26 protein-coding genes and 1 riboswitch are annotated in these 25644 nt (G+C 65.3%); of the genes, 6 read left to right on the top strand and 20 right to left on the bottom strand.

What is annotated here, in order from left to right:
* Positions 1 to 445 precede the first annotated feature (445 nt).
* From E3U47_RS13160 to E3U47_RS13150, 3 genes are all read left to right on the top strand, one after another.
* Positions 446 to 670, top strand: a complete 225-nt coding sequence (locus E3U47_RS13160; protein ID WP_134691870.1) for a hypothetical protein — start codon at positions 446 to 448, stop codon at positions 668 to 670.
* A gap of 245 nt (positions 671 to 915) precedes the next feature.
* Positions 916 to 1398, top strand: a complete 483-nt coding sequence (locus E3U47_RS13155) for a hypothetical protein (RefSeq protein WP_134691869.1) — start codon at positions 916 to 918, stop codon at positions 1396 to 1398.
* Positions 1399 to 1538: 140 nt separating this feature from the next.
* Positions 1539 to 2837, top strand: a complete 1299-nt coding sequence (locus E3U47_RS13150) for an OmpP1/FadL family transporter (RefSeq protein ID WP_134691868.1) — start codon at positions 1539 to 1541, stop codon at positions 2835 to 2837.
* Between the two features lie 66 nt (positions 2838 to 2903).
* On the opposite strand, the gene E3U47_RS13145 is transcribed toward E3U47_RS13150, so the two are convergent.
* The 14 genes from E3U47_RS13145 to cobO form a co-directional block, all read right to left on the bottom strand.
* Positions 2904 to 3452 (bottom strand): glutathione peroxidase, encoded by a 549-nt coding sequence (locus tag E3U47_RS13145; RefSeq protein WP_134691867.1) that lies wholly within the window; start codon positions 3450 to 3452, stop codon positions 2904 to 2906.
* A 149-nt stretch (positions 3453 to 3601) separates the two neighbouring features.
* Positions 3602 to 4804 (bottom strand): MFS transporter, encoded by a 1203-nt coding sequence (locus E3U47_RS13140; RefSeq protein ID WP_134691866.1) that lies wholly within the window; start codon positions 4802 to 4804, stop codon positions 3602 to 3604.
* Positions 4805 to 4868: 64 nt separating this feature from the next.
* The gene (locus tag E3U47_RS13135; protein WP_134691865.1) at positions 4869 to 5273 is read right to left on the bottom strand and encodes a MarR family winged helix-turn-helix transcriptional regulator; all 405 of its coding nucleotides are present in this window, start codon (positions 5271 to 5273) and stop codon (positions 4869 to 4871) included.
* Between the two features lie 42 nt (positions 5274 to 5315).
* The gene (locus E3U47_RS13130) at positions 5316 to 6494 is read right to left on the bottom strand and encodes a glycoside hydrolase family 5 protein (protein ID WP_134691864.1); all 1179 of its coding nucleotides are present in this window, start codon (positions 6492 to 6494) and stop codon (positions 5316 to 5318) included.
* A gap of 121 nt (positions 6495 to 6615) precedes the next feature.
* Positions 6616 to 7344 (bottom strand): adenosylcobinamide-GDP ribazoletransferase, encoded by a 729-nt coding sequence (locus tag E3U47_RS13125; protein ID WP_134691863.1) that lies wholly within the window; start codon positions 7342 to 7344, stop codon positions 6616 to 6618.
* Position 7345: 1 nt separating this feature from the next.
* Entirely contained in the window at positions 7346 to 7915 is a 570-nt protein-coding gene (gene cobC, locus E3U47_RS13120) for an alpha-ribazole phosphatase family protein (RefSeq protein WP_134691862.1), read from the bottom strand.
* A complete protein-coding gene (cobT, locus tag E3U47_RS13115) occupies positions 7912 to 8967 on the bottom strand; it encodes a nicotinate-nucleotide--dimethylbenzimidazole phosphoribosyltransferase (protein WP_134691861.1) in 1056 nt (351 codons plus the stop codon). The genes cobC and cobT overlap by 4 nt, the downstream gene beginning before the upstream one ends.
* Positions 8964 to 9485, bottom strand: a complete 522-nt coding sequence (gene cobU, locus E3U47_RS13110; RefSeq protein ID WP_134691860.1) for a bifunctional adenosylcobinamide kinase/adenosylcobinamide-phosphate guanylyltransferase — start codon at positions 9483 to 9485, stop codon at positions 8964 to 8966. Before cobU ends, cobT begins: the two co-directional genes overlap by 4 nt.
* A 1-nt stretch (position 9486) precedes the next feature.
* Positions 9487 to 10941, bottom strand: coding sequence for a cobyric acid synthase (locus E3U47_RS13105; protein ID WP_134691859.1), 1455 nt, complete (start codon positions 10939 to 10941; stop codon positions 9487 to 9489).
* Positions 10938 to 11930 (bottom strand): threonine-phosphate decarboxylase CobD, encoded by a 993-nt coding sequence (cobD, locus tag E3U47_RS13100; RefSeq protein ID WP_134691858.1) that lies wholly within the window; start codon positions 11928 to 11930, stop codon positions 10938 to 10940. The genes E3U47_RS13105 and cobD overlap by 4 nt, the downstream gene beginning before the upstream one ends.
* Positions 11923 to 12831 (bottom strand): adenosylcobinamide-phosphate synthase CbiB, encoded by a 909-nt coding sequence (gene cbiB / locus E3U47_RS13095; protein WP_134691857.1) that lies wholly within the window; start codon positions 12829 to 12831, stop codon positions 11923 to 11925. The genes cobD and cbiB overlap by 8 nt, the downstream gene beginning before the upstream one ends.
* The gene (gene bluB / locus E3U47_RS13090; protein ID WP_134691856.1) at positions 12828 to 13478 is read right to left on the bottom strand and encodes a 5,6-dimethylbenzimidazole synthase; all 651 of its coding nucleotides are present in this window, start codon (positions 13476 to 13478) and stop codon (positions 12828 to 12830) included. Before bluB ends, cbiB begins: the two co-directional genes overlap by 4 nt.
* Complete coding sequence (locus E3U47_RS13085; RefSeq protein WP_134691855.1) at positions 13475 to 14770, bottom strand: cobyrinate a,c-diamide synthase; 1296 nt, start codon at positions 14768 to 14770, stop codon at positions 13475 to 13477. Before E3U47_RS13085 ends, bluB begins: the two co-directional genes overlap by 4 nt.
* Entirely contained in the window at positions 14767 to 15378 is a 612-nt protein-coding gene (cobO, locus tag E3U47_RS13080) for a cob(I)yrinic acid a,c-diamide adenosyltransferase (protein ID WP_134691854.1), read from the bottom strand. The genes E3U47_RS13085 and cobO overlap by 4 nt, the downstream gene beginning before the upstream one ends.
* A 110-nt stretch (positions 15379 to 15488) precedes the next feature.
* A riboswitch (cobalamin riboswitch) is annotated at positions 15489 to 15707 on the bottom strand.
* A 151-nt stretch (positions 15708 to 15858) separates the two neighbouring features.
* Between cobO and E3U47_RS13075 the strand changes: the two genes are divergently transcribed.
* A complete protein-coding gene (locus tag E3U47_RS13075) occupies positions 15859 to 16437 on the top strand; it encodes a hypothetical protein (protein WP_134691853.1) in 579 nt (192 codons plus the stop codon).
* 16 nt (positions 16438 to 16453) lie between these two features.
* On the opposite strand, the gene E3U47_RS13070 is transcribed toward E3U47_RS13075, so the two are convergent.
* From E3U47_RS13070 to E3U47_RS13045, 6 genes are all read right to left on the bottom strand, one after another.
* Positions 16454 to 19015: a dermonecrotic toxin domain-containing protein gene (locus E3U47_RS13070; protein WP_134691852.1), complete on the bottom strand. Its 2562-nt coding sequence runs from the start codon at positions 19013 to 19015 to the stop codon at positions 16454 to 16456.
* Between the two features lie 111 nt (positions 19016 to 19126).
* On the bottom strand, positions 19127 to 19663 hold the full coding sequence (locus E3U47_RS13065) for a C40 family peptidase (protein ID WP_134691851.1): 537 nt from the start codon (positions 19661 to 19663) through the stop codon (positions 19127 to 19129).
* A 146-nt stretch (positions 19664 to 19809) separates the two neighbouring features.
* Positions 19810 to 20445, bottom strand: a complete 636-nt coding sequence (locus E3U47_RS13060; protein WP_134691850.1) for a C40 family peptidase — start codon at positions 20443 to 20445, stop codon at positions 19810 to 19812.
* 127 nt (positions 20446 to 20572) lie between these two features.
* Positions 20573 to 21277 (bottom strand): DnaA regulatory inactivator Hda, encoded by a 705-nt coding sequence (gene hda / locus E3U47_RS13055; RefSeq protein WP_031314897.1) that lies wholly within the window; start codon positions 21275 to 21277, stop codon positions 20573 to 20575.
* 175 nt (positions 21278 to 21452) lie between these two features.
* On the bottom strand, positions 21453 to 22526 hold the full coding sequence (locus E3U47_RS13050) for an AI-2E family transporter (protein WP_134691849.1): 1074 nt from the start codon (positions 22524 to 22526) through the stop codon (positions 21453 to 21455).
* A 12-nt stretch (positions 22527 to 22538) separates the two neighbouring features.
* Positions 22539 to 23585: a DUF2066 domain-containing protein gene (locus E3U47_RS13045; RefSeq protein WP_134691848.1), complete on the bottom strand. Its 1047-nt coding sequence runs from the start codon at positions 23583 to 23585 to the stop codon at positions 22539 to 22541.
* A 341-nt stretch (positions 23586 to 23926) separates the two neighbouring features.
* Here E3U47_RS13045 and purM point away from each other — a divergent pair, with 341 nt between their 5' ends.
* Together purM and purN are read left to right on the top strand one after the other, a co-directional pair.
* Positions 23927 to 24985, top strand: coding sequence for a phosphoribosylformylglycinamidine cyclo-ligase (gene purM / locus E3U47_RS13040; protein WP_134691847.1), 1059 nt, complete (start codon positions 23927 to 23929; stop codon positions 24983 to 24985).
* Positions 24985 to 25638 carry a phosphoribosylglycinamide formyltransferase gene (gene purN / locus E3U47_RS13035; RefSeq protein ID WP_134691846.1) on the top strand — a complete coding sequence of 218 codons (654 nt, stop codon included), beginning with the start codon at positions 24985 to 24987 and terminating at the stop codon, positions 25636 to 25638. The genes purM and purN overlap by 1 nt, the downstream gene beginning before the upstream one ends.
* Positions 25639 to 25644: the final 6 nt, after the last annotated feature.

Genomic DNA, 25644 nt, shown 5'->3' with positions numbered 1-25644 from the left:
GCAGCCACGATTGCCGCCATAATGTTCGGCTTCGCGCAAACAAACCAAATACTTGCCAACCCACGATTGTTCGTGTAGGTTGTGCAGCGTTAGTACCCAGCTGAAAGTCAATTCTGGCCATCTACGTCCTCGCAGCCCACACTCGCATACGAGCAGGCACTGCCTCTTCGGACCGGCCCATTCGATGATTCACTTGGCAATCCCTGCCCTGCGCGAATCACGATTTCAGATTGATCAGGATCTTCCCCGGCGCCTAGAACCCAGGACCCGGTGTGCTGCCTGCCTTCTGTCGTACCTACCAGTCAGCCCAGCGCCCACTTATGCATGCGCCCTTCTGGCTGCCCTGTTCCAGTCAGGTTCTGCGTCTCCTTAATAAAGATGTCACTGGAACGTTTCTATTGTGCACGGATCGAATACCGTGTCTTACGCAGGAACATCCAACAATATGAGTAACCATCAGCAAATCCAGGCTGCCTTCGGCACCCTTTCCCAGGCCTTCGCCCCACTGAAGTGCCTGATCGTCGCGCCGCGCAAGGGCAGCTTCAGCTTCACCCTGGTCGACGAACACGGCATCGCCTGCCATAGCGAGCGTCTCTACCCGGACCAATACAACCGGGCAGAACCCTTGCAAGCAGTGATCGATCGTACCCGCCAGTCGCTGACCGCATGAATGAATGGCGGGTAATTCACGCCATGAATAGGTCACGCAACAGCCTGTCTGAAGGTAATTGGCTTAATTGCCAGCGGGCATATAGCCCGCGCCCTCAGACAGCAATCGATTTAAAAACAGCCTTTTACAGCACGCTTATCACACTACACTTCAACTCGAGCGGCGCTTGCCGCTTCCGGCGGGCCTGACCACTCACCAGCTGCCAAGCTCCAGCGCCCGTCGGTCCTTCTTAGCCAGAGGCCATCATGGGCATCGCTGCGAACGAGTTGAGTCAATATGTGATCCGGCCGACCCTGCTTTACCTGGATCGTCACTGCGACAGCGCCGAAGCTTTGTTACTGGGCGTTGCCGCCAGCCAATCAGCCTTGGGCTCGGCCCTGCACGACCGACGCGGCCATGGCTTGTACCGTATTGGTGAACAGCGCCACCGCTGCCTGTGGGATCACTTCCTGGCCCGCGACCCCGAGCTGGCCAGCCTGGTCCGTGGCCTGGCCAGCCAGCACGCCTTCCTGGGCGGCCCACACCTGGAACTGACGGTTAACCTGCGCTACGCCACCGCCATCGCCTGGATGCTCATCGAGGAACAAGCCATGCCATTACCGGCCGCCAACGACCTGCTGGGCCTGGCGCGCATCTGGCGGCAAACCTTCCAGCCACAGGGCCGCCTGCGCGATTTCACCCAGGCCTGGCAGCACTGCATCGAGCCGGCTCAGGTTCTGGCGTCCTGAAAGCCACCTCTACCGCGAAAAAAAGGAATTTTGGTCGGATTGTCCTACAAAACCGCTCTATCTCCAGTGTTTGCGCCTATAGCGTGGAGCGGCATTTGTTGGTAGCTTTTCGCCCCGGAGATCCCAAGGAGTTTCTAATAATGAAAAAAGTAATGCTCAAAACCTCTCTCGGCATTGCCGTTGCCCTCGCTTCCAGCCAATTGCTCGCCAGTGGTTTCGCCCTTAACGAGCAAAGCGTCAGCGGTATGGGGACAGGTTTCGCGGGTCGTTCTTCTTCTGCCGAAGATGCCAGCACCGTGTACGGCAACCCGGCGGGCATGTCGCGCCTCAAGCGCGATCAGATGACCGTCGGTGGTGCCGCTGTGATTGCCAAGTCCGATATTTCGGGCCCAGGCAGCAGCAAGGGGGGGGAAACAGACGGTGACATGGTGCCTGTGGTCGGTGTACCGATGGGTTACTACGTCAAGTCGATCGATGACCACTGGAGCGTCGGTTTCGGCGTTTACGTGCCATTCGGCCTGGTCACCGATTACGGTAGCAACGATGCCGCACGCTACTGGGGTAAAAAGAGCCATGTCGAGGTCGTGACCTTCCAGCCGACCGTGAGCTATGCGTTCAACGACAAGGTTTCGATCGGTTTCGGTCCAACCATCAACCGCATCAAGGGCGAACTGAGCTCGAACCTGGCCAGTCTCTCGCCACTGAATCCTGCTGACGGCGAAATCAAGATCAAGGGCGACGACACCGCCGTGGGCTACAACATCGGTATCCTGGTCCAGGCCACTGATCGCACCCGCGTCGGCCTGACCTACCACTCGATGGTCGACTACAAGCTCGAAGGCAAGACCAAGGTCAGCTATGGCGTGCCTCGTCTAGGTGCCCTCAACGACAAGTACGATGCCAAGCTGAATATCAAGACCCCCGAGTCGGTGGACTTCTCGGTCACCCATGAGCTCGACGACCAGTGGACCCTTTATGCCGGTAGCACCTGGACCCGTTGGAGCCGCCTGAAAGACATCACCGTCAACAACAAGCTGCCAGCCGCCCTGGCAGGCAACCCGCTGACTGCCGCGTTCGGCACCATCACCGAGGAGCAGAACTGGCACGATACCTGGGCCCACGCCATTGGCGCCTCCTACAAGGTGAACAAGGAGTGGACCCTGCGTACCGGCTTCTCGGTTGACCAGTCGCCGACCAACAACACCAACCGCTCCCCGCGCATTCCCACTGGCGATCGCAAGATCTTCAGCGTGGGTGCAGGCTGGAGCCCGACCGACGACATGACCATCGACGTGGCCTACTCCTACCTGTGGGAAGAGGACACCAAGGTCAACAACCAGCCGCACAGCCTGCAGGAAGGCGCGCTCAAGGGCAGCTACAAGGCCAAGTACGAAAACAGCGCCCACGGCGTTGGTGCTTCGTTGACCTACCGCTTCTGAGTGACACTTGCCGCATGAAAAAACCGCCCTCGTGGCGGTTTTTTCATGCCTGCGTGGCAAACGGGCTCAGGGCTGGGAGGCAATGGCCTTGTCGATCGCCGCCGTGAACGCCGGATCATCCGGCTTGGTCAGGCTGGAGAAACTGCCGATCACCTTGCCCTTGCGGTCCACCACGTACTTGTAGAAGTTCCACTTCGGCGCGCTGCTCTGGCGGGCCAGCTCGACGAACAGCGGGATCGCGTCCCTGCCCCGCACCGGCTGGGCCTTGGTCATGCTGAAGGTCACGCCGTAGTTGGCATAGCAGACCTTGGCGGTCTTCTCGCTGTCGGCGTCTTCCTGCTTGAAGTCGTTGGACGGCACGCCGAGCATTTCCAGCCCTTGCCCGTGATAGTTCTGGTAGGTGGTCTCGAGCCCTTCGAACTGAGGGGCGAAGCCGCAGTAGCTGGCAGTATTAATTACCACCAGGGGCTTGCCGGCGAAGCGCTGGCACAGGTCGATCTGCTCCTTGCCGCGCAGTTCGGGCAGGCTGCCCTGGAGCAAGGCCGGGCAATCCGCCGCCCAGCTCGAGGTGACGGCCAGGGCCAGGATGGGTAGCATTAGCCAGCGTGCGTGCATTGTCGGTCTCCTGCGAATCATGCATTCAGGTGCAGGGTAGCCCTAACACAGGCTCATGCCCAACTGCAGCAGCGCCAACCCGCTCGCCTGCCAGCCCCACCACACCAAAGCCAGCACCAGCAATGCCGCCACGGCTAACAGCAAGCGCTTCATGCGGCCTGGGCCTGCAATCGCGCGACCGGACGCTCGCGTACCGGCCAGTTGAGCGCGGCGGCCAGCAGGCTGAGCAGGATCGACAACTGCCAGACCAGCTCGTAACTGCCGGTGCGATCATACACCTCGCCACCCAACCAGCCGCCCAGGAAAGCCCCCAGCTGGTGGAACAGGAACACGATGCCGCCAAGCATGGACAGGTTGCGCACGCCGAACAGAGTGGCCACGGTGCCATTGGTCAGCGGTACCGTGGACAACCACAGCAGCCCCATGGCGATACCGAACAGGTAGGCGCTGTATTGCGTCACCGGTGCCCACAGGAACAGCACGATCACCACCGCCCGTAGCAAGTAAAGGCCGGTCAACAGGCGTGGCTTGGACATCCGTCCACCCAGCCAGCCTGCGGTGTAGGTGCCGACGATATTGAACAACCCGACCAGCGCCAGCACCGTGGTGCCGGTGGTCGCCGGCAAATGCTGGTCGACCAGGTAAGCCGGCAGGTGCACGCCAATGAACACCACCTGGAAGCCGCAGACGAAAAAGCCCAGGGCCAGTAGCCAGAAGCCGGAATGCGAACAGGCCTCGCGCAGGGCCTGGCCAAGGCTTTGTTCGACACCATGGCTAGGCAGCGGACGGTCGCGCAGCAGGCCGACGAACGGCACGATCAGCGCCACCAGCAGGCCCAGTACCAGCAACGCCGACGACCAACCCAGCCACTGGATCAGGCCCTGGGTACCCGGCAGCATGGCGAACTGGCCGAACGACCCCGCCGCGCTGGCGATGCCCATGGCCATGCTGCGTTTTTCCGGCGCCACCGCGCGGCCAACCACGCCGAGGATCACCGAGAACGAGGTGCCGGAAAGGCCGATGCCAATCAACAGCCCGGCGCTCAGCGACAGCGACCAAGGTGAATCGGCCAGGGCCATCAGCACCAGCCCAGCGGTATAGAGCATGCCGCCAATGATCACGACCTTGGCCGCACCGAGCCGGTCGGCCAGGGCCCCGGAAAACGGCTGGGCCAAGCCCCAAATCAGGTTCTGAAAGGCGATGGCGAAGGCGAATACCCCTCGCCCCCAGCCGAACTCGCCGCTCATCGGCGCCAGGAACAGGCCAAAGCCATGCCGCACACCCAGGGATAACGCCAGGATCAGCGCCGCCCCCAGTAACACCCACCCGCTGCTCCGCCATAGGGAAGTCATTGTCGTTGTCTCCGGCACATCGCAAGGTTTATACGGGTATATACCCGCTTATAGTCGTGGTGATTCAGGCCAAGCGTTCCAACAAGCGCACCAGTTCATCCCGCTGCCCCTCGCCCAGGCGCGTCACCATCTGCTCCTGAGCCTGTTTCCAGGCAGGATGGGCTGCCTCCAGCCGGGCCTTGCCGGCGGCGCTCAGCAGCACCAGGCGGTTGCGCTGATCATCGCCCTCGGCCAGTTGCACCAAGCCTTCGGCTTCCAATACCCGCAGGTTGCGCCCCAGGGTGCTGCGCTCCAGGCCCATGGCCTCGGCCAGGCTGGTGATGCTCGGCCGGTCCAGACGCTGCACGTGACGCAGCAAGGAAAATTGCGCGACATTGATCCCGAAACCGGCCAGGGCTTCGTCATAGTGCCGGCTCACGCCACGGGCGGCGCGACGCAGGTGGGTGCAGATACATTCACTGGTCAGCATGGATACGTGTATATACCCGCATATCGACTGTTGCAAGAGGTTTCACGGCTGCAGCCGGCGCCGAATGGGCTCGAATGCCGGGGTCGCCTGGCGCGGCAAAGGGTCCGCCTGGCCGTTGTCGATGGCCTGCCAATAGCGCCACGGCACCTTGGCGGTGCCCAGTTCGTAATCCATGCCATCCCAGCTGTCCTCGCGAAAGCTGTAGAAGGCCCAATGCATCTGATGCTGGTCCAGTACCCTGAGCACATCCTCCAGGTACTGCCGGCACCCCGGCAGGCGCCGCATGCAGCCGAACTCCCCGACCACCAGGCGCGAGCGCGACAACTTCATTGCCTGGGCCCAGTCCAGGGGGCGCCGCAGGTAGTCGGCAACCCGCTGCGCGTCCCAAGGCTGCACCTGCCCGGCAAAAGGCACTGGCCCCGGATAGGCGTAGGGCCGCTTGCGGGCCAGGTTCGGCGCACTGGTGGCCGCATAGGGCTCGTACATGTGCACGCTGTACAGCACCCGGGCGTCCGCCAGTGGCGCGGGCCAATAACTGAAGGCATCGGCGGCGGCGTACCAGCCGGCATCGAGCATGACCGGGGTCTTGCCATCGACTTCGCGGATTGCCGCCAGCAATTGCCGGTACAGCGCCGGCAGGTCACGTGCACCGCCCTGCTGGCGGGCATACCACTGCTGCATCTGCCCGGGCGACGCATGCTCGGTCAGCCCGCCGAGTTTCTCGGGTGCAGGCTCGTTGATCAGGTTGTAGGCGGCGATCGCCGGGTGATCCTTGAGCGCCTGGGCGACATCGCGCCAGAAGCGCGCGGACTGCGCCCAGAAGCGCTTGTCCTGCCACAGGCGGTCGTCGAACTGGCCCTGGTTGTTCTGGCTCCAGCGCATGCCGGGCAGCGACAGCGGGGTGATCACTACCTTCAGACCCGCGGCATGGGCCCGGTCGAGCACCGCGATGAGCTGCTTCAGGTCGGTAGCCGCCAGGCCCTGGTAATCATCGGCGTTGCCCAACAGAAAGTCGCGCCCGGCTGGGCGCCACTTGTCATAGGACAACCGCACCCAACTGGCCCCGTAGCCTTTGAGCGCATCGAAATAGGCCTGGTCCGGCGGCAGGCGGTTGAAGCTGTTGCCACCATGGCGCGGGGTGTCCCAGAAATCGATCAGGTCGGCGGCGCTGGCGGGGATGGCGGCAAGGGCCAGCAGGCTGGCGAGGATCCAGTGGTGCATGAGGGGCGTTCCAGGTGTTTGAGAGGGTCGAGGATAGCCGCAGTGGCCAAGACAGGGCTCCGAGTTACCGGTGGGATATGTCCGGCATAAACACCCCCTTGGCTGCTTCGCGCTGCCGCTCTTACAACGCCAATCCCAGCAGCACCACCAATTCCAGCAATTCCAGCAGTGCGCCCGCGGTATCACCCGTGGTGCCCCCCAGGCGCTGGCACATCAACCGCCGCAACCAGGCGAACGCCACGCCAGCCAGCAGCAGCACCCACAGTCCCGGCCAGCCCCCCAGCGCCGCGCAGAGCACCGCACAGCCCAGCAACACAGCAGCGCCCGCGCGACGTGGCAAATGCTCGGCCAAGGCCGCGCCAAGCCCACCCGGACGCACGTAAGGCGTCCCCAGGAACAGTCCGAGCAGCGCCGCGCGGCCCACCACCGGTGCCAGCACCAGCAGGCCGCCGGCATTGCGCTCGACCAGCACCCAGAGCGCGCAGAACTTCAACAATAGCACCAGCATCAGCGTGACCACGGCAATCGGCCCGCTGCGCGGGTCCTTCATGATCTGCAGGGTCCGCTCGCGGTCGCCAAAACCACCGAGCCAGGCATCGGCGCTGTCGGCCAGGCCATCCAGGTGCAGCGCGCCACTGAGCAACACCCACAGCGCCAGCAGCAAGGCCGCGTGCAGAGGGGCCGCCACGCCATGCAGCAGCTGGCTGGCCAGCCACAGCAATAGACCGAACAGCAGCCCCACCACGGGATAGAACAGCAGCGAACGCCCCATTTCCTGTGGCGCCGGCATACCCGGCAGGCGCACCGGCAGGCTGCTGAGAAACTGCAGGGCGATCCAGAACGGCAGCATCTCAACGCACCTCGCGCAACTGACCGTCTTCAGCCACGGCCAGGCGTACCAGCGCGCCATGGCCGACCTCGACCTGCAACAATTGCTCACGTGGCAGCCCGCGCGCGCGCGCCAGCAGCAAGCGCATCACCCCGCCATGGGTCACCACCAGCACCCGCTTGCCGGCATGCTCGCGGTGCAGACGCTCGACCGCGACCAGCACCCGTTCGGCAAAGGCCAGCACCGGCTCGCCCGCAGGCGGGGTGAACGCATAAGGATCACGCCAGAACAGCCCCAGGGCATCGGCGTCGGCCTGCATGATCTGGGCGGCGCTCTGCCCTTCCCAGTCGCCAAAATGCAGCTCGCGCACACCGGCCTCGCGCTGCACCGACAGGTTGATCCGTGCTCCCAGCTCTTCGGCAAACGCCGCGCAACGCTGCAACGGCGAGCTCACCAGCACATCCCAGGGGCCGGCAGCGGCGGTGGCCTGACGCATCTGCGCCCAGCCGTTTTCGGTAAGGGCATCGTCGAGACTGCCGCGCAAGCCGCCGCCGAGCTCGGTCTCACCATGGCGCAACAGCTCGAGGATCATGCCGGACGATCCGCCACCGCGGCCTCGGCAAAGGTCGCCATCTGCCCGTGCAGGGCGCAGGCCAGGCGAATCAGCGGCACCGCCAGCGCCGCGCCGCTGCCCTCGCCCAGGCGCAGCCCCAGGGCCAGCAGCGGCTCGGCTTCCAGCGCCGCCAGCAGGGCCTTGTGGCCTGGCTCGGCGCCCTGGTGGGCGAACAGCAGCCACGGGCGGCATTGCGGATTGAGGCGCACCGCCACCAGGGCGGCGACACTGCAGATGAAGCCGTCGACCAGCACCGCCACGCCGTGCTGGGCACAGGCCAGGTAGGCACCTGCCAGCGCGGCGATTTCGAAGCCGCCGACACAGGCCAATGCCTGCAGCGGCTGGTCGGCGCGCAAGCCGTGCAGCACCAGGGCACGCTCGATCACCTCGGCCTTGTGGCGCACGCCGGCGCTGTCCAGGCCGGTGCCCGGGCCGCTCAGCTCACGCGCCGGGCAGCCCAGCAAGGTACTGGCCAGCGCGGCCGCGGCAGTGGTGTTGCCAATGCCCATTTCACCGCCGATGAACAGCTGGGCGCCGTTGTCGAGCGCGCGCAGGGCACTGTCGCGGCCGGCCTGCAACGCCGCCGCCAGCTGCGCGTCGGTCATCGCCGGCTGGCGGGCGAAGTTGGCGGTACCGGCCCCCAGGCGCAGGTGGTGCACACCTGGCAGTTGCAGGTCCGCGTCGATGGTGCCGAGGTCAACCACCCGCAGTTCGGCGCCCAGCTCGCGCGCCAGCACGCTGATCGCCGCGCCACCGCCGACGAAGTTGCGCAGCATCTGCCCGGTCACCGCTTGCGGATAGGCGGAGATGCCCTCCTCCACCACGCCATGGTCGCCGGCGAAGATGGTGATGGCGACCCGTTCCAGGCTGGGACGCTCGCGCCCCTGCAAGCCAGCCAGGCGTACCGCCAGGCCTTCGAGCTGGCCGAGTGAGCCGGCCGGTTTGGTCAGCTGTTGCTGACGGGCGCGGGCCTGGTCCATGGCGGCGCTATCGAGGGGTTGGCAGGCGTCACGCCACCACATCGGGGTCATAAGGCTGGTCCTTTGAGCATGAGAGGGAGGCCGGCGACGGTCAGCACCACGCGCTGGCAGCGTTCGGCCACGGCCTGGTGCAACGTGCCTGCCAGGTCGACATAACGGCGGGTCAGTTCGCCCATGGGCACCACGCCCAGGCCGGTTTCGTTGCTGACCAGGATGATCGTGCCCGGCAGTTGCGCCAGGCTGGCGAGCAGCGCGTCGCGCTCCTGCGCCAGGCGCTGGTCATCCTCGAGCATCAGCAGGTTGGTCAGCCACAGGGTCAGGCAGTCCACCAGCAGGCAGCGCCCCTCACCGGCTTCGGCGTGCAGCACGGCGGCCAGCGCCACGGGTTCCTCCACCAACCCCCAATGGGCCGGACGCCGTTCACGGTGCAAGCGCACGCGTTCATTCATCTCGCCGTCCAGCGGCTGGCTGGTGGCGATATAGGTCACCGGCAGGCCGCTGGCTTCGGCCAGTTGTTCGGCCAGGCGGCTCTTGCCCGAACGGGCGCCGCCGAGGATTAGGCTGTGCATTTCAGGCGACTCCACACAGTTCGCACAGGCGCGCGGTGTCCAGGTGCTGCTCGACCAGGTCGGCCAGGCGCTCGATATCGCGCTCGCGCAGGGCCTCGTAGTCGATGGTCTGCGCATCGGCCAGCCCGGCCCAGCGCAGCAGCGCGGCGCACGACTGGCTACCCTCGAACAGGCCATGCAGGTAGGTGGCGAGGATCTGCCCGTCGGCGCTGATGGCGCCATCGGCACGGCCATCGGCCAGTTGCACTGCGGGGCGCTCCAGCGCCAGCCCGCTGGTGACGCCGGCATGGATTTCATACCCCGCCACCGGGGCCTGCTCGAGATCGAGCGTGCCCGCCACGTTACGCAACTGCTTCTCGGATTCCAGCACGGTGCTGTACGCCAGCAGGCCCAGGCCATCACTGGAGCCAGCCGGCCCCTCCAGGCCCAGTGGATCATGCACCTGCTCGCCAAGCATCTGCAGGCCGCCGCAGATACCGATGAGCTTGCCGCCATAACGCAGGTGCCGGGCGATGGCCGTGTCCCAGCCGCGCTCGCGCAGTTGCGCCAGGTCGCCGCGCACGCTCTTGGAGCCGGGCAGGATGATCAGGTCGGCAGGCGGAATCGGCTGGCCCGGGCCGATGAACTGCAGGTCCACCTGAGGGTGCAGGCGCAGCGGATCGAAGTCGGTGTGGTTGCTGATGCGCGGCAACACCGGGACGATCACCTTCAGCAGGCGCTCACTTTTTTCGCCCTGGCGCGTATCGATACCATCCTCGGCCTCCAGGTGCAGGTCGGTGACGTAGGGCAGCACGCCCAGCACCGGCTTGCCAGTGCGCTGCTCCAGCCAGTCCAGGCCAGGCTGCAGCAGGGCGATGTCGCCACGGAAACGGTTGATGACGAAGCCCTTGACCCGCGCCTGCTCGCTCGCCGACAGCAACTCCAGAGTGCCGACCAGATGGGCGAACACGCCGCCCCGGTTGATATCGGCCACCAGGATCACCGGACAGTCGACGGCCTCGGCGAAGCCCATGTTGGCGATATCACCAGCCCGTAGGTTGATCTCCGCCGGGGAACCAGCACCTTCGACCATCACCACCGGATAGGCTTCGCTCAGGCGCTCGTGGGAGGCCAACACCGCCTGCATGGCGATGGTCTTGTAGTCGTGATAGGCCACGGCGTTCATGCTGGTCACCGCCCGGCCATGGACGATCACCTGGGCGCCGGTGTCGCTGTTGGGCTTGAGCAGCACCGGGTTCATGTCGGTGTGTGGCGCCAGCCGGCAGGCCTGGGCCTGCACCGCCTGGGCGCGACCGATCTCGCCGCCATCGGCGGTCACGGCGCTGTTGAGCGCCATGTTCTGTGGCTTGAACGGCACCACGGCGATGCCCTGGCGCAGCAACCAGCGGCACAGGGCGGTGACCAGCGTGCTCTTGCCGGCATCGGAGGTGGTGCCTTGCACCATGAGGGTGGTCATGCCGATTCCTTGTGGTAGTCCGCCAGGGCCTGGGCCAGGCGTTGTTCGTCCGCCGCCGTGGCGGGCAGGCCGAAACGCAGCGCCGACGGCCGCTCGAACAGCCGCACCAGGATGCCCCGGCGAGCGAGATAGTCATGCAGATGCGCGGCACGTTCGTCACGCACGTACTGGAACAGGTCGCAGCCACCGCTGGGTGGCAGGCCTGCGCCTTCGAGCGTCGTGGCCAGGCGCTGGCTGGCCTGGGCGCAACGGGCAATCTGCGCCAGGTGCGTCGCCTCCTCGGCGAAGCACGCCTGCCCCAGCACGCGGGTCGGTCCACTGACGGTCCAGGGCCCGAGCGCCTCGGCCAGTTGCCACAACACATCCGCCTCGGCGACGACGAAGCCCAGCCGCACGCCGGCCAAGCCGAAGAACTTGCCGAACGAGCGCAGCACGATCAGCCCGGGTTGTCCGGCCTGATCGACCACGCTGTATGCCGGTGTGTTGTCCATGAAGGCTTCGTCCACCAGCAACCAGCCACCCCGCGCAGCCAGACGCGCATGCCAGGCCAGCAGGCGTTCGCGGGGCACACGGCGGCCGGTGGGGTTGTTGGGATTGACCAGCACCAGGACATCCAGGATGTCGAGTGCGTCCTCGACCTGGGCCTCATCCAGCTCGACCAGCGCATGCCCCGCCCGCGCCCAGGCATGCGGATGTTCGGCATAGCATGGCGTCAGTACCCCGACCCGAGCGGTCGGGCGCAGGTACGGCAAGGCCTGGATCGCCGCCTGCGAGCCGGCCACCGCCAGCAGCGGCTGCGCGCCATAGTAGCGCCGTGCAGCCGCCTCCAGGCCGTCCTCGGTCTCGGGCAGACGAGCCCAGGCGTCCACGGGAATCGGCGGTATCGGGTAGGGCCAGGGTGCGATACCACTGGACAGGTCGAGCCACTGGTGCCGAGGGATCGCGTACTGTTTCACCGCCCGCAGCAGGCGGCCACCGTGCTCAAGCATTCAGGTAGGCTCCCACGCAGATCAATAGCACCCACAGCCACACGCCACGCTGCACCAGGCTCCAGCCACGCTCGATGGCATCAGCGTCGGCCATCGGCCCCTCGCCCAGGCGCGGGCGTTCGTGCAGCTCGCCGTGATACACCGCCGGGCCACCCAGCTCCACCCCCAGGGCACCGGCCCCCGCCGCCATCACCGGGCCGGCGTTGGGGCTGTCCCACAGCGGCGCCTGCTTGCGCCAACAGGCCAGGGCCAGGCGGGTCTTGCCCAGCAGCGCATAGGTCAGCGCTACCAGCCTGGCGGGAATATAGTTCAGCCCATCGTCGATGCGTGCCGCGCACCAGCCGAAGCGCTCGAAACGTTCGTTGCGATAGCCCCACATGGCATCCAGGGTATTGCTCAGGCGGTACAGCACCACCCCCGGCGCCCCGGCCACGACGAACCAGAACAGCGCGGCGAATACCGCATCGCTGCCGTTCTCCAGCACCGACTCAGTGGCCGCCCGGGCCACGGCGGGTTCGTCCAGTTCGCGAGTCTCGCGGCTGACCAGGTAACCGACGCGCCGCCGCGCCTGCTCCAGGTCGCCCTGGCGCAGCGCCTGGGCCACCGGCAGCACATGCTCGCCCAGGCTGCGCAGGCCCAGGGCGCAGTACAGCGCCAGCACGTCCACCAGCCAGCCAATAACAGGTAGCCAGGAAAGAATCAGCGCCAGCAAGGTCAGCGGCACGACAGCCAGGAACCAGGCCGTGACACCGTGGCTGCGCCAGCCCCGGCCACCGGCGTTGAAGCGCTGCTCCAGGCGCACGGCGAGGTTGCCGAAACCGACCAGGGGATGGCGCCGCCTCGGCTCACCCAGCAGTGCATCCAGGGCCACGCCGGCCACGGTCAGCAAAGCCACACTCATGACCGCTCTCCCCACTGGTTCTCGTAGAGCATGTCACTCAACGGCCGTTGCTCGGCCCAGTCTTCGAGCACCAGCATCGGCGCCGGATAGAATTCGGTCACCGGCCCCAGGCACAGCACCGCCATGGGCTTGGCACCTACGGGCATGCCCAGCAGCTCGGCCAGGGCCTGCGGCTCGAACAGCGACACCCAGCCCATGCCCAGCCCTTCGGCCCGCGCCGCCAGCCACAGGTTCTGGATGGCGCAGGCCAGCGAAGCCAGGTCCATCTCCGGCAGGGTGCGGCGGCCGAAGACATGCGCCTCGCGCTTGTCCATCAGCGCGGCGACCAGCACCTCGGCACAGTCGTTGATGCCTTCGACCTTGAGCTTCATGAACTCATCGGAGCGCTCGCCCAGGGCTTCGGCGGTGCGCACCCGCTCCTGCTCCACCAACGCCTGGATACGTTCGCGCAAACCGCGCTGGCTGATACGAATGAAGCGCCAGGGCTGCATCAGGCCCACGCTGGGGGCCTGGTGAGCGGCGGCCAGCAGACGCCCGAGCAACTCGGGGGCCACCTCGCCGCCGGCGAAATGGCGCATGTCGCGGCGCTCGCCGATGGCCCGGTAGATGGCCGCGCGCTCAACGGCGCTGTACGCGTGTTCGCTCATGGTCGCAACAGCGCCGCCGCCGCGTCGGGGTTGGACGGAAAATAGAAGTGCACGTAGGAAGCGGTCAGCCGCCCCAGGCGATAGACCGCCTCGTTGCCGCGTCCGCCGTTGGGGCTCAGGCCCCGGGCAATCGGTTCCAGCTCGGTGCTGGTCAGTGAATGGTGATAGGTGTGGCCGCGCAGGATGCCTTCGGGCAACTCGACGGCCTGCAGGGCCAGGGCCGCCAGGCGCTTCTGCATGGTCGCCTCGCCCGGCAGCAGGCCTGCCAGCGGCGCACGCACACCGGCCACATCGGTCAGGGCGTCGAGCAGGTAGAGCATGCCGCCACATTCGGCCAGCAGCGGCTTGCCCTCGGCGTGGTGGCCACGGATCGCCTCCAGCATCGGTGCGTTGGCGGCCAGGGCCTGATGGTGCAGCTCCGGGTAGCCGCCTGGCAGGTACAGGCTGTCTACATCAGGCAACTCCCGATCATGCAACGGCGAGAAGAATTCGAGCTGCGCGCCGAGGCTGCGCAGCAGATCCAGGTTGGCGCCATAGGTGAAGGCGAAGGCTTCGTCATGGGCCACCCCGATGCGCACCCCGGCAAGCGGTGTGGTCACGCCCAGTGGCTCAGGTCGGGCAAAACCGACCGGTGGCGGCAATGCTGCATCGCAGCTGGCACCCAGCGCTTCGGCGGCGGCATCCAGGCGCGCATCCAGGTCATTGAGTTCACTGGCCTGGACCAGGCCCAGGTGGCGGCTGGGCAGCTCGATGCCACGCTCGCGGGACAACCCGCCGTACCAGCGCAGGCCTTCGGTGAGGCTGCCTTCGAGCAACTGCGCGTGGCGCAGGCTGCCAACCCGGTTGGCCAGCACCCCGGCGAACGGCAGGTCGGGCTGGTAACGCGCCAGGCCCAGGGCCAGGGCGCCGAAGGTCTGGGCCATGGCCGTGCCATCGATCACCGCCAGCACCGGCACGCCGAAATGACGGGCCAGGTCGGCGCTCGACGGCGTGCCGTCGAACAGCCCCATCACGCCTTCGATCAGGATCAGGTCGGCCTCGCCCGCCGCTTCCCACAGCAGGCGACGACTCTCCTCGGCACCGATCATCCACAGGTCCAGCTGGTAGACCGGCGCGCCACTGGCACGCTCGAGGATCATCGGGTCGAGAAAGTCAGGCCCGCACTTGAACACCCGCACCTTGCGCCCGAGGTTGCGGTGCAGGCGGGCCAGGGCGGCGGTGACCGTGGTCTTGCCCTGGCCCGAGGCCGGGGCCGCGATCAGCACGGCGGGACATTGGCGCGAGTCACTCACAGCTCGACGCCCTTCTGTGCGCGGATACCGGCCTGGAAGGCGTGCTTGAGCATGCCCATCTCGGTGACGGTGTCGGCCAGTTCGATCATTTCTGGCTTGGCCGCACGGCCGGTGACGATCACATGCTGCATCGGTGGGCGGGCCTGGATGTCCGAGAGCACCTGGTCGAGGTCGAGGTAGCCATGCTTGAGGGCGATGTTCAGCTCATCGAGCACCACGAACTGGATCGACGGATCCTGCAGCAACTGGCGCGATACCGCCCACGCGGCCTCGGCGGCGGCGATGTCGCGCTGGCGGTCCTGGGTCTCCCAGGTGAAGCCCTCACCCATCACGTGATAGCGCACCTGCTCGGGGAAGCGGCGGAAGAACAGCTCTTCGCCTGTGCTGTTGCGACCCTTGATGAACTGCACCACGCCGCACTGCATGCCGTGGCCCAAGGCGCGGGCCAGCATGCCGAAAGCTGAGCTGCTCTTGCCCTTGCCGTTGCCGGTCAGCACCAGCAACAGACCGCATTCGTTGGGGGAATTGGCGATGCGCTCGTCGATGATCGCCTTCTTGCGCTGCATGCGCGCCAGGTGACGTTCGTCGCGTTCGGTGGATTCGCTCATCAGGGGTCTCCGCGGGCTGTCGCAGGGGCAGCGACAGAAAAAGGGCGGGCAGACGGAGAACGCGCAGGGGCCGTGGCGCAGGCCACATCGCTGGCGCATCACCCTCCGTGATGCCGTTGGCAGTTGCAGGCCGGTCTCCGGGCTTGTGAGCGGGCCTGGCCCGGGCTGCGCGCCTTCCCGGGCGATACACCCAGTGGCCTTGCGCAGCGTTGACTCACCTACCGTTGCGGGGGCAGCGCCGGACTCGCACCTTGACTGGCGCTCACCGGCTTCCCAGTTTCACCCTGCCGAGCCACGGCTCGCAGGGCACCTGAAACACGCCGCGAAGGTTAGAGGGTTGCATCAGGAGCGTCAATCGAGCATGGACCGATCTGGCCTGGATCAATGGCCGATCCGCCAGCTTGTGCCACACTCAAAGCAGTGATATCACATAGCCATCACCGCAACCGACCGCGACCACAATGACAAGGAGCGCGCAGCATGCAAGGCCTGATCATCAACAACCCCCGCCTGGAGTTCCTGCGCCCGGCCCTGGAACGCTGGGTCGACTGTATCAACCGCTTCAACCAGTTCCAAGGCGATAACGAGGCCCCGTATTGGCACGGCGCCGCCGCCAACACCGGGATGCTCGCGGCGGCGGCCTGGCAGGCCGAGCTGGTGGCGCTGGAGCAATACACCAGCAAGAAACAACGCGACGAAGGCGAGCGCGAGGCGCGCGGCGACCTGTTCATCGGCAATGCCGAGGACTCGATCCACCTGCACGCCAGCCAGCGCTGGCCACGCATCGCCCGCCTCGACCTGGCAGCGGCCTTGCAGGAAAGCGCCAGCCAGGCCAAGGCGATCGCCTACGCCAGCCAGTTCAAGGCCGGGGCGTTGTTCGTCACCCCGTGGAAGGCCGGGCAGCACGCCAGCCCCGAAGAACTGCAGGACCTGGTCGACGACCTGCAAAAACACACCGCCTGCGCGATCGCCTGGTACTTCCCCTATGCCTACCGCAAGCTGCATAACGAACTGGGGCAGTACTTCCCTGGGGTGGCATTGCTGCTCAAGCAGGCCTGATCAAGGCCGCCCCCTCTCAGCGCCGGCCACCGTCGGCGGGAAAGAACCGGTCCGCCACCGCCGGGTTCCTGAAGCGCGCTCGGTAAACCTCTCGATCGAAAGGCTGACCGGTACGCAGGTCATACACGGCCGCCGTGCCGGGCTCGCCCACCCGGGCAAGCTGCACATGGATGAACCGATAGCCCTCCCCGTAGACCTGCTGCAACCCCTCGATGCGCAAGTAGTGCCCCGGCAGGAACAGGGTTTCAGCCTCCATCGGGTAGATCGAGAACGGGCTGATCGGCCTCCCCCCTTGGTAACGCTGCGCCGGCAACTCGAAAATCACCGAGCTGTCATCATAGCTACGCAGTGCGCCATCCTCTTCCTCTCCGCTGCCGGTGGAGGCAAATTCGCAAGCCTTGTAGGGATTCTCGGTGAAGGAGCTCAGGTCGGTGTTGACCAGTATGTCGCCCACTTGTAGACGGCCGCTGCGATAGCCTTCGCCTCCCGTGCCGCGGCTAGCGTTACCACCGCGATACAAGGTGACGGCGTTGTTCTCGGGCAACGCCGCCAAGGTGTCGGCGAGACGCCCGATGTAGTCGTCCATGTCCGGGTGCACGTAGGTGCCATAGCGGAACACATCGTTGACGTTCGACGCCTTGTGGGTGTAGTCCTCGATCAAGGCGTTGAAGAACTGCCGCCCCTTGCGGTAGGAATACATCGGCTTGCCCTCGACCAGCAGGCAAGGCAAACCATGGGTATCCAGGTCAAAGCCCTTTCCGGCCGCAAGCTCGACAACACCCGCGCCAATCAGCACATCCTTCTGCCGCACGATGGCCTTGGTCGACAGCTTGGCGCTCGCCCACTGGCCGGTCCGGCTGTAGGTATCCCAAAGTTCCGAACGCAGGCTGGACAGCTGCGCAGGTGCAGGGGGGGCACCCCCCAGCAGGCGCGGCGGCTCCAACAGCACCCACTCGCCCTGGTCGTTCAGGCGCACAGGATGCAAGGCGGCGAATGCAAAGGGATTGTCCGACGGCACAATCAGCCAACAGGACAAGTCAGGGCTGTAGCGCACCCGATAGACCAAGCCGTTGAGGGTGATCCAGCAACTGCCGTCATTCGCTACCCGCACGCCTCGCAAGCGGCCAGTTTGCATCAGCTCGCCGGCCACCAGCGTATTGGTCTCCTGCCCCTCCACCGGCAGGGTGGCACTGCGCACCTCCTGCCAACGTCCGAGCGATGCCTTGAACTCGTGGGGCGGCGCGTCGTAAGTCAACGAGGCGAAACTGGAGGTGAAGCTGATATCGATCATGTTCAAGGCCGTATACAGGCTGTCGAGCATGGCTTCACGCAGCGCCCCCTGACGGGCCTGCGCGTCCACTGCAGTGGCCGCGGCATCCACATCCAGGCCCACCTTGCCAAGGCCAGCCCCCAACAGTGTGAGGCTCATGGGCCAACCCAAGGGCGCGAAGCCACCGAACACCTTGAGAAACGCCGACAGGTAACCGCGCCACATCGCCTTGCGCAGGTCGGCATTGCTTTGCATGAGCTGGGCGGCCTGGTGCATCTCGATCGACACTTGGTCGACAAGCACGTCGAACAACGGCTTGCTCGACTCACGCCTGAACAGCGTGAGCGCGACCACAGCCATCGCATCGGAGCGACTGGCGGCAATACCTTGCAGGTGTACCTTGATCAGCTGTCTGCCGGCGTCATCTCGCGGATTGACATGCGCCCCTTCGACAAATGCTTGCAGCGCCTCGGCGGATTGCAGATGCTCACGCAGCCAGCGCGCCATGGCCAATTCGGAATCGAACCCACGCACGGCCTCCGACGACCAAGGCATGTACAACACGACGCGCCCATCCGCCGCTGTCAGCCGGTACAGGCTACCCCGGTCGGCTTCGCCAAAGGCATAGCGGCTGACGGTCAATGGCGGGCGGGTCGCGTCTTGCTGCAACAGCGCCAGGGTCGGCAGCACCCCTGTCGTCAAGCCATCCGCCGCCACCGCTTGCAGGCGCTGCCAATCGAGCTGGCTGATCAAATCGCGGCTCAAGGCTGCAGCGGCCTTGCCGAGCAGATTGACCTTGGCCACGATGCGAAAATTCTGCCCATGGCTGGACCAGAAACGCTGGATCGCCACCCGGTAGACCTCGGCGAAATCCAGTGCCCACAGGTCCTTCTGCACCTCGCGAGCCAACAAGCGAACTTCATTGCGCTCATCGAACCGACCAACCCGCGCGCCTTGCCTATAAAAGCCACCAACCTGGTCCAGTTGGTCCGGCGCATCCTGGAACTGCGCATCGAAACGCTCGATGAGCAACTCGATCAGCTGCATCGACTTGGCCGGTACCCCTGAGTGTTTCCAACCATTGAATGTGCGCGGGCTGCTACTGCCACTGTCGAACTGATGCCACCAAACGAAACGAGGGTCCATCGCCTTGCCGGTGTGCTTCACCAACAGCCGCGCGGCCTCGCGATTGGCCAATACGTAGGGGTCTGGGTATTCACGGATGATCTCATCCACCAGGGCTGCCAGCGGCCGCCCTGCGTCGAGCGCGTCGAGACTGCGCTCGACGCGTTCCTTGATGGTGCTCATGAAGCGCTCCAGGAATGTCTTTATCGGACAGACATCCTGATCGGCGCAACGCGCGTAAGCGCGGTAGAAGGATAGTGCGGTCAGCCCAGATCAGGGGGCACCGCCATCTGTTTAGGGGTTTTGCGCCAGATGGCCCGGGGGCAGGACGCGCTTGGCTTGCAGATAAGCGCGAGACCAGTAGTTGCTCGACAGGTAATCCAGACGCACGGTCCCGCCGCTGGACGGCGCATGCACGAAGCGCCCCTCGCCCACATAGATACCGGCATGGCTGACCTGCGAGCCGCCACCGGTGGCGAAGAACACCAGGTCGCCCGACTGCAGGGCATTGATATCCACGTTCGGCGCGCGCATCACGATCATGTCGCGGGTGGTACGCGGCAGGCTGATACCGGCGGCGTCCCGGTAGACATAGCCGATCAAGCCGCTGCAATCGAAGCCGGAGTCCGGGGTATTGCCACCCCAGCGGTAGGGCGTGCCCACCAGGCCGATGGCGCGAAACAGCACATCGTCAGCTGCCGGCGAAGAAGCCGGTTGCTGGCTGAACGACACAGGCGGTTTGGCCGCTGGAGCCGGCGCCGGAACACGGCTCGAACAGGCAGCGAGCAGTGCCGCGAGAGAAAGGAGTGCGAAGCGCGCCAACATCGCCATGATGGTAACGTCCTGTCGAAGACCGTCCGGCCACAGCCGAAGCCAAAAGAGTTGAGAAATTAGATTAGACGCTTTCTGTAAATGCGCACGGCGGCGAGCTTTTTCAGCTACGCCGCCGTGGCAGGGTACAGCATTTTGATATCAAATCAATTGCGCGAGATCGTGGTCGGCGCCATGGCGAGCGCGCGTTTGGCCTCGATGAAGGTCTTGCTCCAGTAGCGATCGCCCAGGCTGTCGATGCGCACGCCACCGCTGCGGCGGCTGCTGGAGTGGATGAACTGGTTGTCACCCAGGTAGATACCGGCATGGCTGACCCGGCCCCGACCGTTGGTGCTGAAGAACAACAGGTCGCCCGGCTTGAGCTTGTTGCGCGCGACTTTAGGCGCGTCGACGTTGATCATCTCGCGGGTCGAGCGTGGCAGGTTCATTCCGGCTTCTTCGCGGAACAGGTAGCCGATGAAACCGCTGCAATCGAAACCGGACTTCTCCGAGGTACCGCCAAAGCGATAGCGGGTACCGATCAGTGACATGCCACGCTCGAGGATGCTGTCGGCCAGTACCGGCAGCTGGTAAGGCTTGCTGTTGCTGGAGAAGGCCTCGAGATCATCTTCGTTGGCCAGTTCTTCCTCTGTGAATACGGAAGAAGCCGACGCCTTGGCCTTGACCGATTGTTCGGTGGCCAGCGGACGATCCTGCGAGGTTGCGACCGGGCCGGTGGAGGCGCAGCCGAAAAGAAGAGTGGCAAGTGCAAGTGGCACGAGGGGTGCGAAGCGCTTCAGCATGGGCACGACCGTGTCTGTAGTCCTTTAGAAGGGGGAAACTATGCCTTCTATCGGAGCCATTTGCAAATTTTATCGAAAAAGATGTGACTTTTCCGTTTCGAGGCTCTGGCCCCGTGCTTTCAGGCCACTACCAGCCGAGGGTTTCCTTGAGAAACGGAATAGTCAACTTGCGCTGAGCTTGCAGCGAGGCCTGGTCGAGACGCTCGAGCAGGTCGAACAGCGCGCTCATGCTACGGGTACCACGGGTGAGGATGAAGTGGCCGACTTCGTCGGTCAGGTGCAGGCCGCGGCGCGAGGCCCGCAGTTGCAAGGCTCGCAGCTTGTCTTCGTCGGACATGCCGCGCATCTGGAAGATCAGCGCCAGGGTCAGCCGCGACTTGAGGTCGGCCAGCTTGATCGGCAATTCGCGTGGCGAGCTGGAGGCCGCCAGCAACAAGCGCCGACCACTGTCGCGCAGGCGGTTGAACAGGTGGAACATCGCCTCTTCCCAGTCCGCCTTGCCGGCAATCACGTGCAGGTCATCGATGCACACCAGCTCGTATTGCTCCAAGTGGTCGAGCAGCTCGACACCGCGCTCGAGCAATTGCGCCAGGGGCAGGTAGACGGCGGGCTCGCCAAGTTGCTGGAAACGGTGGGTGGCGGCTTGCAGCAGGTGGGTACGGCCAACACCCTGCTTGCCCCACAGGTAGATGAGGCTCTCGGTCCAGCCGGCGTCGGCTTCGCATAGCCGCTCGACGTAGCCCAATGCCGCGGCATTGGCGCCCGGATAGTAGTTGATGAAGGTGGCATCGTCGCGCAGACGCACACCCAGGGGCAACTGGATCGGTTTCATGCTGGCTGGCGGTCGCGGGGACCACAGGGGGCCTTTGGTGAACAGTGTTGCAAAGTCTATACCCGCAACGCGGGCGGCACAATCGGCGAGGGAAATAGCACAAGTAAAATCAAGCAGTTGCGCTATTTCGACAAGCCCGCTCCAACAACCGTGACAGCGGGCTTGTCTCGATCGGTCATAGATCCGGGTCGATCTCCCCGGCATACATGTCCGACTCCTTGTACAGGTCATGCACATGCCGCAGCAGCACCATGATCACCGCCGCCACCGGCAACGCCAGCAGCACGCCGGTAAAGCCGAACAACTCGCCACCGGCGAGGATCGCGAAGATCACCGCCACCGGGTGCAGGCCGATGCGATCACCCACCAGCAACGGCGTCAGCACCATGCCTTCGAGGGCCTGGCCGACCAGGAACACCGCGACGATGCCCAGCATCGGGTACAGGTCGCCGCCAAACTGGAACAAGCCGGCGATCAGCGCCGCGCCAATGCCGATGATGAAGCCCATGTACGGCACGATCGCCGCCAGCCCCGCCAGCATGCCGATCAACAGGCCCAGCTCCAGCCCCAGCAGCATCAACCCGCTGGAATAGATGACGCCCAATGCCAGCATCACCAACAACTGCCCACGCACGAAGGCGCCCAGCACTTCATGGCACTCTCCGGCCAGCCCCACCACCTGCGGTTCACGCTGGCGCGGCAGCAGGCTGCGCAGCTTGGCCATCATCAGGTCCCAGTCGCGCAGCAGGTAGAAGCCCACCACCGGGATCAGCACCAGGTTGGCCAACCAGCCGATCAGCGCCAGGCTCGAGGCGGTGGCCTGGGACAGCAGCACGCCAACGATGTCGGTGGTCTGGCCCATGTGCTCGGTGATGGCCGACTTGATCTTGTCGAACTTCCAGAAACCATCGGCCAGGCCCAGGCGGCTTTGCACCCAGGGCAATGCCACGTGCTGCAACCAGTCGAGCATCTGCGGCGCCAACTCGTACAAGCGCACCAGTTGCTTGGCCAGCATCGGCACCAACACCAGCAGCAGCGCCAGGAAAATCAGGGTAAACAGGCTGAATACCACCACCACGCCCCAGGTGCGCGACAGCCCGAGGCGCTCCAGGCGGTCGACCAGCGGGTCGGCCAAGTAAGCCAGCAGGATGCCGACCAGGAATGGCGAGAGGATGTTGTGCAGAAAATACAGCAGCACGGCAATCACCAGTGCCGCGCCGAGCCAGATCCAGCGACGCATGTCAGTCATTCGTGGCACTCCTTACCAGCGAAAACGCAGGCCGTCGAACGGCTTTGGCGCGATAGGTGGCGGCGTGCCGGGTTCGCCCTGCGCGGCTGGCGTGGCGGGTACCGGCTCGGTCGGCAACTCCTGGAGCTTGGCCAGGCTCAGTTGGGCGCGCAGTTGCTCACGGTTCGCCGTGACGCCGTAGGTCAAGGTAGCACCATCGGCCATTTGCAGGCGCGCGCCGTAAGGCTCGAGCACACGGCTCAGCTCGGCGTAGCGCTGCAGGCTCATGCCCTGAACCTGCACCTGCACATCGCTGCTGGCCCCTGGCCGCGTCACATAGCGGGGCGCCAGGCGATTGCTCACCGCCAGCAGCAGCGCATCGGCCAATGCCGCCTGGTCGGCCCCTTCGGCACTGCCCTGCTCGCGCTGGTCGCCCAGCCACAACTGCCACTTGCCCTGCCACTTGCCGTCCACCTCACGCGCATGCACGGCCAGCAGCGCATCGGCGCCATAGCGCTCGGACGCCTCGCGCAGGGGGGCCGGATCGCTGCCATCGATATGCTGCGGGTTGCCTACCAGTTGTTCCTGCAGGTCGGCCAGCGGCAAGCGCAGCGGCAGGCCACGGTGCTGGGCGGCGCGGCGCAATGGCTCGGCGGCGGCCTGACCGTCGCCGACCAGGCTGCTGCCCTCGACGCTGTCGTTCAACCACCAGCCGAGAATCGACGGCCGATTGCTGCCCCACAGGGCCAGGCCCGCCTGGCGCAACACCCGCTCGGTGCTGCCTGGATCGAACTCGACCAGCACCGCCTCGGGTGGCCCGGCCTCGGTGCCGACCTGGTTGATGATCTGCTGCGGATCCTTGCGCAGGTTGGCCAGTGCCGCGCCCTGCGGTGCCCTGGGATCGCCCGTCAGGCGCAGCACCAGGGTGTCCAGGGCCTTGGCGGTAGCCTGGGAGCGGGCCTCGCCGCCCTGCCCGTCTAGGGGCTCGCGCACCTGGTACAGGCCAGAGACTGTTTCGGCCTGAGCCGCGCTGGCGGCCGCTAGCAAACAGGCACCCGCGAGGTAATTGAAAAGACGCATTGAGGATTCCTGTCCAGATAACCATGGGGCGACGCGCCCGAACCTGTCGGCTGTGACCGCGCGGAGCGAACAAATACTCCGCCAGTGCGGCCATTTGCCTGCGTCGCCATGCCTATACCTTATACAGGCACTGGCGCGGCAACCAGCCACAGGCGCTGAAAGCGTTTTTTTAGCGACATTTGCCGCCTGCCCGTCGGCCTGAGGATGGCCGCTTGGGGGCAACCCTGATAAAATCGCGCGCCTTCGCAGACCAGTGACGTACAGGCAGCCGCACGCGTTCCCGTCGGCCTTGGCCGTCATGGTCGTTTTCTAGAATCCCTCCCTCTTAAAGGCCTGGATCAATGAGCAAGCAACCCTCCCTGAGCTACAAAGACGCCGGTGTAGACATCGACGCCGGCGAAGCACTGGTCGAACGCATCAAGGGCGTCGCCAAGCGCACCGCACGCCCTGAAGTCATGGGTGGCCTGGGCGGCTTCGGCGCCCTCTGCGAGATCCCGGCCGGCTACAAGCAGCCGGTGCTGGTCTCCGGCACCGACGGCGTCGGCACCAAGCTGCGCCTGGCGCTGAACCTGAACAAGCACGACAGCATCGGCCAGGACCTGGTCGCCATGTGCGTCAACGACCTGGTGGTGTGCGGTGCCGAGCCGCTGTTCTTCCTCGACTACTACGCCACCGGCAAGCTCAACGTCGACGTGGCCGCCACAGTGGTCACCGGCATTGGCGCTGGTTGCGAGCTGGCCGGCTGCTCGCTGGTCGGTGGTGAAACCGCCGAAATGCCGGGCATGTACGAAGGCGAAGACTACGACCTGGCCGGCTTCTGCGTCGGCGTGGTGGAAAAGGCCGAGATCATCGACGGCTCGAAAGTGGTCACCGGCGACGCGCTGATCGCCCTGCCGTCCTCCGGCCCACACTCCAACGGCTACTCGCTGATCCGCAAGATCCTCGAAGTGTCCGGCACCGACATCGACAACACCCAACTCGACGGCAAGCCACTGGCCGACCTGCTGATGGCGCCGACCCGCATCTACGTCAAGCCCCTGCTGCAACTGATCAAGCAGACCGGCGCGGTCAAGGCCATGGCCCACATCACTGGCGGCGGCCTGCTGGACAACATTCCGCGCGTGCTGCCAAAAGGCGCCCAGGCCGTGGTCGACGTAGCCAGCTGGCAGCGCCCGGTGGTGTTCGACTTCCTGCAGGAAAAAGGCAACGTCGACGAACACGAGATGCACCGCGTACTGAACTGCGGCGTCGGCATGGTCATCTGTGTCGCCCAGGATCAGGTCGAAGCCGCCCTGAACGAACTGCGCGCCGCCGGTGAGCAGCCTTGGGTCATCGGCCACATCGCCGAAGCCGCCGAAGGCGCCGCCCAGGTCGAGCTGCAGAACCTCAAGGCACACTGATGCCGAGCAAGACCTGCAACGTAGTGGTATTGCTGTCGGGCTCCGGCAGCAACCTGCAAGCGCTGATCGACAACACCAGCGCCAGTGACAGCCCGGTACGCATTCGCGCGGTGATTTCCAACCGCGCCGATGCCTACGGCCTGGAACGTGCCAAGGCAGCCGGTGTCGACACCGCGCTGCTGGAGCACCAGGGTTTCGACGGTCGCGAAGCCTTCGACGCGGCGCTGATGGCGCTGATCGACGGCTTCGAGCCTGACCTGGTGGTACTGGCCGGCTTCATGCGCATCCTCAGTGGCGGCTTCGTGCGCCACTACCAGGGCCGCCTGCTGAATATCCACCCGTCACTACTGCCCAAGTACAAAGGCCTGCACACGCACCAACGCGCGCTGGACGCCGGTGATGCGGAACATGGCTGCAGCGTGCATTTCGTCACCGAGGAACTCGATGGCGGGCCTCTGGTCGTACAGGCTGTGGTCCCGGTTGCAATGGATGACACCCCGGAGTCACTCGCCCAGCGGGTGCACCGGCAGGAACACCAGATCTACCCGCTGGCGGTGCGCTGGTTTGCCGAAGGACGCTTGCGTCTGGGCGAACAGGGTGCATTACTGGATGGCCAGCCGCTGGCGGCCAGCGGTCACTTGATTCGATCCTAGGAGAAT

It is taken from the genome of Pseudomonas sp. RIT623, assembly GCF_004519305.1.
Classification (GTDB): domain Bacteria; phylum Pseudomonadota; class Gammaproteobacteria; order Pseudomonadales; family Pseudomonadaceae; genus Aquipseudomonas.
This window is presented reverse-complemented; position numbering and strand designations above follow the sequence as displayed.

Excerpts from the sequence above, each read along its gene's own strand:
- E3U47_RS13160 (WP_134691870.1), top strand. The coding sequence starts at position 446 with ATGAGTAACCATCAGCAAATCCAGGCTGCCTTCGGCACCCTTTCCCAG.
- E3U47_RS13155 (WP_134691869.1), top strand. The coding sequence starts at position 916 with ATGGGCATCGCTGCGAACGAGTTGAGTCAATATGTGATCCGGCCGACC.
- E3U47_RS13150 (WP_134691868.1), top strand. The coding sequence starts at position 1,539 with ATGAAAAAAGTAATGCTCAAAACCTCTCTCGGCATTGCCGTTGCCCTC.
- E3U47_RS13145 (WP_134691867.1), bottom strand. The coding sequence starts at position 3,452 with ATGCACGCACGCTGGCTAATGCTACCCATCCTGGCCCTGGCCGTCACC.
- E3U47_RS13140 (WP_134691866.1), bottom strand. The coding sequence starts at position 4,804 with ATGACTTCCCTATGGCGGAGCAGCGGGTGGGTGTTACTGGGGGCGGCG.
- E3U47_RS13135 (WP_134691865.1), bottom strand. The coding sequence starts at position 5,273 with ATGCTGACCAGTGAATGTATCTGCACCCACCTGCGTCGCGCCGCCCGT.
- E3U47_RS13130 (WP_134691864.1), bottom strand. The coding sequence starts at position 6,494 with ATGCACCACTGGATCCTCGCCAGCCTGCTGGCCCTTGCCGCCATCCCC.
- E3U47_RS13125 (WP_134691863.1), bottom strand. The coding sequence starts at position 7,344 with ATGCTGCCGTTCTGGATCGCCCTGCAGTTTCTCAGCAGCCTGCCGGTG.
- cobC (WP_134691862.1), bottom strand. The coding sequence starts at position 7,915 with ATGATCCTCGAGCTGTTGCGCCATGGTGAGACCGAGCTCGGCGGCGGC.
- cobT (WP_134691861.1), bottom strand. The coding sequence starts at position 8,967 with ATGACCCCGATGTGGTGGCGTGACGCCTGCCAACCCCTCGATAGCGCC.
- cobU (WP_134691860.1), bottom strand. The coding sequence starts at position 9,485 with ATGCACAGCCTAATCCTCGGCGGCGCCCGTTCGGGCAAGAGCCGCCTG.
- E3U47_RS13105 (WP_134691859.1), bottom strand. The coding sequence starts at position 10,941 with ATGACCACCCTCATGGTGCAAGGCACCACCTCCGATGCCGGCAAGAGC.
- cobD (WP_134691858.1), bottom strand. The coding sequence starts at position 11,930 with ATGCTTGAGCACGGTGGCCGCCTGCTGCGGGCGGTGAAACAGTACGCG.
- cbiB (WP_134691857.1), bottom strand. The coding sequence starts at position 12,831 with ATGAGTGTGGCTTTGCTGACCGTGGCCGGCGTGGCCCTGGATGCACTG.
- bluB (WP_134691856.1), bottom strand. The coding sequence starts at position 13,478 with ATGAGCGAACACGCGTACAGCGCCGTTGAGCGCGCGGCCATCTACCGG.
- cobO (WP_134691854.1), bottom strand. The coding sequence starts at position 15,378 with ATGAGCGAATCCACCGAACGCGACGAACGTCACCTGGCGCGCATGCAG.
- E3U47_RS13075 (WP_134691853.1), top strand. The coding sequence starts at position 15,859 with ATGCAAGGCCTGATCATCAACAACCCCCGCCTGGAGTTCCTGCGCCCG.
- E3U47_RS13070 (WP_134691852.1), bottom strand. The coding sequence starts at position 19,015 with ATGAGCACCATCAAGGAACGCGTCGAGCGCAGTCTCGACGCGCTCGAC.
- E3U47_RS13065 (WP_134691851.1), bottom strand. The coding sequence starts at position 19,663 with ATGGCGATGTTGGCGCGCTTCGCACTCCTTTCTCTCGCGGCACTGCTC.
- E3U47_RS13060 (WP_134691850.1), bottom strand. The coding sequence starts at position 20,445 with ATGCTGAAGCGCTTCGCACCCCTCGTGCCACTTGCACTTGCCACTCTT.
- hda (WP_031314897.1), bottom strand. The coding sequence starts at position 21,277 with ATGAAACCGATCCAGTTGCCCCTGGGTGTGCGTCTGCGCGACGATGCC.
- E3U47_RS13050 (WP_134691849.1), bottom strand. The coding sequence starts at position 22,526 with ATGACTGACATGCGTCGCTGGATCTGGCTCGGCGCGGCACTGGTGATT.
- E3U47_RS13045 (WP_134691848.1), bottom strand. The coding sequence starts at position 23,585 with ATGCGTCTTTTCAATTACCTCGCGGGTGCCTGTTTGCTAGCGGCCGCC.
- purM (WP_134691847.1), top strand. The coding sequence starts at position 23,927 with ATGAGCAAGCAACCCTCCCTGAGCTACAAAGACGCCGGTGTAGACATC.
- purN (WP_134691846.1), top strand. The coding sequence starts at position 24,985 with ATGCCGAGCAAGACCTGCAACGTAGTGGTATTGCTGTCGGGCTCCGGC.